The 6,016-nt window shown below is 68.3% G+C and carries 6 protein-coding genes; all 6 read left to right on the top strand.

Annotated elements, in window-relative coordinates:
* On the top strand, positions 1-611 hold a 611-nt coding region (locus tag ABZ641_RS23470), incomplete at its 5' end, for an ABC transporter ATP-binding protein (protein WP_359984600.1).
* A gap of 153 nt (positions 612-764) precedes the next feature.
* Positions 765-2,408, top strand: a complete 1,644-nt coding sequence (locus ABZ641_RS23465; RefSeq protein WP_344628473.1) for an ABC transporter substrate-binding protein — start codon at positions 765-767, stop codon at positions 2,406-2,408.
* 66 nt (positions 2,409-2,474) lie between these two features.
* Positions 2,475-3,398 (top strand): ABC transporter permease, encoded by a 924-nt coding sequence (locus tag ABZ641_RS23460; RefSeq protein WP_344628474.1) that lies wholly within the window; start codon positions 2,475-2,477, stop codon positions 3,396-3,398.
* 100 nt (positions 3,399-3,498) lie between these two features.
* Entirely contained in the window at positions 3,499-4,419 is a 921-nt protein-coding gene (locus tag ABZ641_RS23455) for an ABC transporter permease (protein WP_344628477.1), read from the top strand.
* Positions 4,420-4,437: 18 nt separating this feature from the next.
* Positions 4,438-5,517 (top strand): ABC transporter ATP-binding protein, encoded by a 1,080-nt coding sequence (locus ABZ641_RS23450; protein WP_359984598.1) that lies wholly within the window; start codon positions 4,438-4,440, stop codon positions 5,515-5,517.
* A partial coding sequence (locus ABZ641_RS23445; RefSeq protein ID WP_359984595.1) for a dipeptide/oligopeptide/nickel ABC transporter ATP-binding protein occupies positions 5,510-6,016 on the top strand: 507 nt, incomplete at its 3' end. The genes ABZ641_RS23450 and ABZ641_RS23445, both read left to right, overlap by 8 nt.

Here is a 6,016-nt window from a genome sequence, read left to right as displayed (position 1 = left end):
AGGACCTGCTGGACGTGGTGGGCCTGAACCCGGAGTACATCAACCGGTACCCGCACCAGTTCTCCGGCGGCCAGCGCCAGCGCATCGGCATCGCCCGCGGTCTCGCGCTCAAGCCCGAGGTGATCATCTGCGACGAGCCGGTCTCCGCGCTCGACGTCTCCGTCCAGGCCCAGGTGATCAACCTGCTGGAGCAGCTCCAGAAGGACTTCGAGCTCTCCTACATGTTCATCGCCCACGACCTCTCGATCGTCCGGCACATCTCCGACCGGGTCGGCGTGATGTACCTCGGCACGATGGTCGAGATCGGCTCGGACGAGGAGATCTACGAGCACGCCACCCACCCGTACACCCAGGCGCTGCTCTCCGCCGTCCCGGTGCCCGACCCGGCCGGCCGCGAGGGCCGCGAGCGGATCATCCTCTCCGGTGACATCCCCTCGCCGGCCAACCCGCCGTCCGGCTGCCGCTTCCGCACCCGTTGCTGGAAGGCCGAGGAGCGCTGCAGCACCGAGCTGCCGCTGCTGGCCGTCCCGGAGATCGGCGAGGGCCCGGCCAAGCACGCCTCGGCCTGCCACTTCGCCGCGGTCCGCGAGCCCGTCGCGGTGGCCTCCTGACCGGCCGGACGACCCCTTCGCGGGCCCGTGGTGCGAGCGCACCACGGGCCCGCGGGCTTTTCGGCACCCATCCGGCCGTATCCAGCTCGCGCCGCCGGTGCCCCGATCCTTCGATGGGGTGTGATGCGTCATACACCCAGAGGAGGAAGCCTCATGCCTGCAGCGACGAGAGTGCGCTGGGCCGTGGTCGTCGCGACGAGCGTGGTCCTGGTGGCCACCGGCTGCGGCAGCAGCGGGGGCGGAGGTGGAAGCAGCGGCGCCAGCGGAGGCACCGGCGGCATCGTGACCGCCTGGTGGGGTGACCCGCAGAACCCGCTCGAGCCGGCGAACACCAACGAGGTCAACGGCGGCGCCGTACTCAACATGATCTTCAGGGGTCTGATCCAGTACGACCCCAAGACCAGCGCGCCGCAGAACGCCAACGCGGAGTCGATCACCTCGGACGACCAGCAGAACTGGACGGTCAAGCTCAAGCCGGGCTGGAAGTTCAGCGACGGCACCACGGTGACCGCGAAGTCCTACGTGGACGCCTGGAACTACGGTGCCCTCTCCACCAACAAGCAGCTGAACAGCAGCTTCTTCTCCTACATCCAGGGTTACGACCAGGTCGCACCGGCCTCCGGCAACCCGACCGCCCAGACCCTGTCCGGTCTGAAGGTCGTCGACGACAACACCTTCACCGTGGCGCTCAACCAGAAGTTCTCCACCTGGCCCGCCACCCTCGGCTACTCGGCATTCGTCCCGCTCCCGGCGAGCTTCTTCTCCGACCACGCGGCCTACCTCAACAAGCCGATCGGCAACGGCCCGTACGAGATCGCCTCGTGGACCAAGAGCGCGAAGATGGAGCTGCGGCCGTTCTCCGGCTTCAGCGGCACGGACAAGCCCAAGAACGGCGGCATCGACCTCAAGGTCTACACCGACACCAACGCCGCCTACGCCGACCTCCAGGCGGGCAACCTCGACGTCGACAACGGCCTGCCGAACAGCGCGCTGAAGACCGTCGAGACCGACCTCAACGGGCGCTTCCTCAACACCCCGGCCGGCATCATCCAGACCATCTCCTTCCCGCTGTACCAGGCGAACTGGAACACCCCGAACGCGCAGAAGGTCCGCCTCGGCCTCGCCATGGCGATCGACCGGAACACCATCACCAAGGTCGTGTTCAACAACACCCGCACCCCCGCCAGCGACTGGACCTCCCCGGTGCTCGGCGCCGCCGGCGGCTTCAAGGAGGGCATCTGCGGCCAGGCCTGCACCTACAACCCGACCATGGCCAAGCAGCTCGTCCAGGAGGGCGGCGGCATCCCCGGCGGCCAGCTCACCATCTCCTACAACGCCGACGGCCCGCACAAGGAGTGGGTCGACGCCGTCTGCAACAGCATCAACAACGCCCTCGGCAACACCAGCGCCTGCGTCGGCAACCCGATCGGCACCTTCGCGGACTTCCGCAACCAGGTCACCACCAAGAAGATGACCGGCCCGTTCCGCACCGGCTGGCAGATGGACTACCCGCTGATCCAGAACTTCCTGCAGCCCGTGTACACCACCGGCGCCTCGTCGAACGACTCCGGCTACAGCAACCCGCAGTTCGACTCCCTGGTCAACCAGGCCAACGCCAACCCGGACAATTCTTCGGCGATCAGCCAGTTCCAGGACGGCGAGAAGCTGCTCGCCACCGACCTGCCCGCGATCCCGCTCTGGTACCAGAACGGCACCGTCGGCTGGTCCGACCGCGTCACCAACGTCCTGCTCAACCCGTTCAGCGTCCCGGTCTACGACCAGATCACCGTCAAGTAGTCGGCAGCGGCTGCCGGGGCCGCACGGCCCCGGCGCCGCCCTTCCGGCGGCCCCCTGGAGGTTCGCATGGGACGCTACGTCATCCGACGCCTGCTCCAGATGATCCCGGTGTTCCTCGGGAGCACCTTCCTCATCTTCGTGATGGTCCACGCGCTCGGCGACCCCGTGAACGCCCTCTTCGGCGACCGGGCCCCCGACCCGGTCGTCGCCGAGCAGATCCGCAAGCAGTACAACCTGGACGAGCCGCTGTGGCTCCAGTACCTGATCTACATGGGGAACCTGTTCCGCTGGGACTTCGGCACCACCTTCAACGGGCAGTCGGTCACCTCGCTGCTCGCCACCGCCTATCCGGCGACGATCAAGCTGACCGCGGTGGCCTTCACCATCGAGGTGATCTTCGGCGTCGGCTTCGGCCTCATCAGTGGTCTGCGCCGCGGCGGCTGGTCGGACAACACGGTGCTGATCTTCACCCTGGTCGTCATCTCCATCCCCACCTTCGTCACCGGCTACGTGCTCCAGTACCTGGTCGGCGTGCAATGGGGCATCCTGCCCGCCACCGCCGGCGAGGACCTCAGCCTCCAGTCGCTGCTGCTACCGGGCATCGTGCTCGCCTCCGTGTCGCTCGCCTACGTCGCCCGCCTCACCCGCACCACCGTCGCCGAGAACTCCCGGGCCGACTTCGTGCGCACCGCGACGGCCAAGGGCCTACCGCGCCGCCGGGTGACGATCAACCACCTGCTGCGCAACTCGCTGATCCCGGTCGTCACCTTCCTCGGTGCCGACCTCGGCGCGCTCATGGGCGGCGCGCTGGTCACCGAGCGGATCTTCAACATCCACGGCGTGGGCTTCTACCTCTACCAGGGCATCGTCCGCCAGAACACGGCCACGGTCGTCGGCTTCGTGACCGTCCTGATCATCATCTACCTGGCGGCCAACCTGCTCGTCGACCTGCTCTACGCGGTCCTGGACCCGAGGATCCGTTATGCCTGACCAGGAGAAGTACAACAAGGCGGACCCGCTCGCGGACGCCGGCACCGAGGAAGAAGAGATCCAGAGTGCCGTCGAGAGCCGGACCTTCGACCTCGGCACCATGGAAGCGCAGACTTTAATCAAGAACGAACGCCTCGACGACGAGCCCGAGATCGCCGCTGCCGACGACCGCGTCAAGCCGCGCAGCCTCTGGCAGGACGCCTGGCGGGACCTGCGCCGCAACCCGATCTTCATCATCTCCGGACTGCTCATCATCTTCCTGGTGATCATGGCGATCTGGCCCGGGCTGTTCACCTCCACCGACCCGCTGAAGTGCGACCTCTCGAAGGCCCAGCAGGGCTCCGAGTCCGGCCACCCCTTCGGGTTCGACGGGCAGGGCTGCGACGTCTACGCCCGCACCGTGTACGGCGCCCGCGCCTCCATCACGGTCGGCGTCTGCGCGACCGTCGGCGCCGCCCTGGTCGGCACCACGCTCGGCGGCCTGGCCGGCTTCCTCGGCGGCTGGTCCGACTCGCTCATCTCCCGGGTCGCCGACATCTTCTTCGGCATCCCGATCCTGCTCGGCGGCCTGGTCTTCCTCTCGGTCATCCCGAGCCGGTCGATCTGGATCGTGGTCGCCTTCATCGTGGTGCTCGGCTGGCCGCAGATCGCCCGCATCGGCCGAGGCGCCGTGATCACCGCGAAACAGCAGGACTACGTCACCGCGGCCCGGGCCCTCGGCGCGAGCAACTCGCGGCTGATGCTCCGGCACATCCTGCCCAACGCGGTCGCCCCGATCATCGTTGTGGCCACCATCGCGCTCGGCACCTACATCGCCCTGGAGGCCACCCTGAGCTTCCTCGGCGTCGGCCTCAAGCCGCCGACCGTCTCCTGGGGCATCGACATCTCCTCGGCCTCGGCGACCTTCCGCAACGCCCCGCACATGCTGCTCTACCCGGCCGGTGCCCTGAGCATCACCGTCCTGGCGTTCATCATGCTCGGCGACGCCGTCCGCGACGCACTCGACCCGAAGCTGCGCTGAGAGGGGCCCCCACCAACCATGAACAGCGGCAACAGCGACGACGACGCCGGAGCCATCCGGATCGATCCCCAGGCGTCCGGCGCCGGCAGCCCGGCCGGCGACGTCCTGCTCGACGTGCGCGGGCTGCAGGTCGAGTTCCGCACCCGCGACGGCGTCGCCAAGGCCGTCAACGGCGTGAACTACTCCGTCGCCGCCGGTGAGACGCTCGCCGTCCTGGGCGAGTCGGGCTCCGGCAAGTCGGTGACCGCCCAGGCCGTCATGGGCATCCTCGACAGCCCGCCCGGCTACGTCACCGGCGGCGAGATCGTCTTCAAGGGCCGCGACCTGCTCAAGCTCGGCAAGGAGGAGCGCCGGAAGATCCGCGGCGAGCAGATGGCCATGATCTTCCAGGACGCGCTGTCCGCCCTGAACCCCGTCCACTCGGTCGGCACGCAGCTCGGCGAGATGTACCGGGTGCACCGCGGGGCCTCCCGCAAGGAGGCCAAGGCCAAGGCGATCGAGCTGATGGAGCGCGTGCGGATCCCCGCCGCCAAGGAACGCGTCAACGACTACCCGCACCAGTTCTCCGGCGGCATGCGCCAGCGCATCATGATCGCCATGGCGCTGGCCCTGGAACCGGACCTGATCATCGCGGACGAGCCGACCACCGCGCTGGACGTGACCGTCCAGGCGCAGGTCATGGACCTGCTGGCGGATCTCCAGGCCGAGTACAACATGGGTCTGATCCTGATCACCCACGACCTCGGCGTGGTCGCCGACGTGGCCGACAAGATCGCCGTGATGTACGCCGGCCGGATCGTCGAGACGGCGCCCGTCCACGAGCTGTACGCGAACCCCGCCCACCCCTACACCAAGGGCCTGCTCCGGTCGATCCCGCGACTGGACCAGAAGGGCGAGGACCTGTACGCCATCAAGGGCCTGCCGCCCAACCTCTTCAAGGTGCCGTCCGGCTGCGCGTTCAACCCGCGCTGCGACGTGGCCACCGACCTGTGCCGCACCGAGATCCCGGTGCTGCACCAGGTGCTCGACAAGGACGGTGCGGAGCTCGCCGGCCGCCGCAGCGCCTGCCACCTCTGGAAGGAGACCCTCCATGGCTGAGCCCATCCTGGAGGTCAAGGACCTGGTCAAGCACTACCCGCTGCACCAGGGCATCCTCTTCAAGAAGCAGGTCGGTGCGGTCAAGGCCGTCGACGGCATCTCCTTCGAGCTGCACAAGGGCGAGACCCTCGGCATCGTCGGCGAGTCCGGCTGCGGCAAGTCGACGCTCGCCAAGGTGCTGATGAACCTGGAGCGGGCCACCTCCGGCCAGGTGCTCTTCAAGGGCGAGGACATCTCCCGGCTGTCCGGCGCGGCCCTCAAGGCCGTCCGCCGCAACATCCAGATGGTGTTCCAGGACCCGTACACCTCGCTGAACCCGCGGATGACGGTCGGCGACATCATCGGCGAGCCCTTCGAGATCCACCCGGAGGTGGCGCCCAAGGGCGACCGGCGCAAGGCGGTGCAGGACCTGCTGGACGTGGTGGGCCTGAACCCGGAGTACATCAACCGGTACCCGCACCAGTTCTCCGGCGGCCAGCGCCAGCGCATCGGCATCGCC

It is taken from the genome of Kitasatospora sp. NPDC007106 (assembly GCF_040634455.1).
GTDB classification, from domain to species: domain Bacteria; phylum Actinomycetota; class Actinomycetes; order Streptomycetales; family Streptomycetaceae; genus Kitasatospora; species Kitasatospora arboriphila.
The sequence above is the reverse complement of the archived record's forward strand: the minus strand, read 5'-3'. Positions and strand labels throughout refer to the sequence as shown.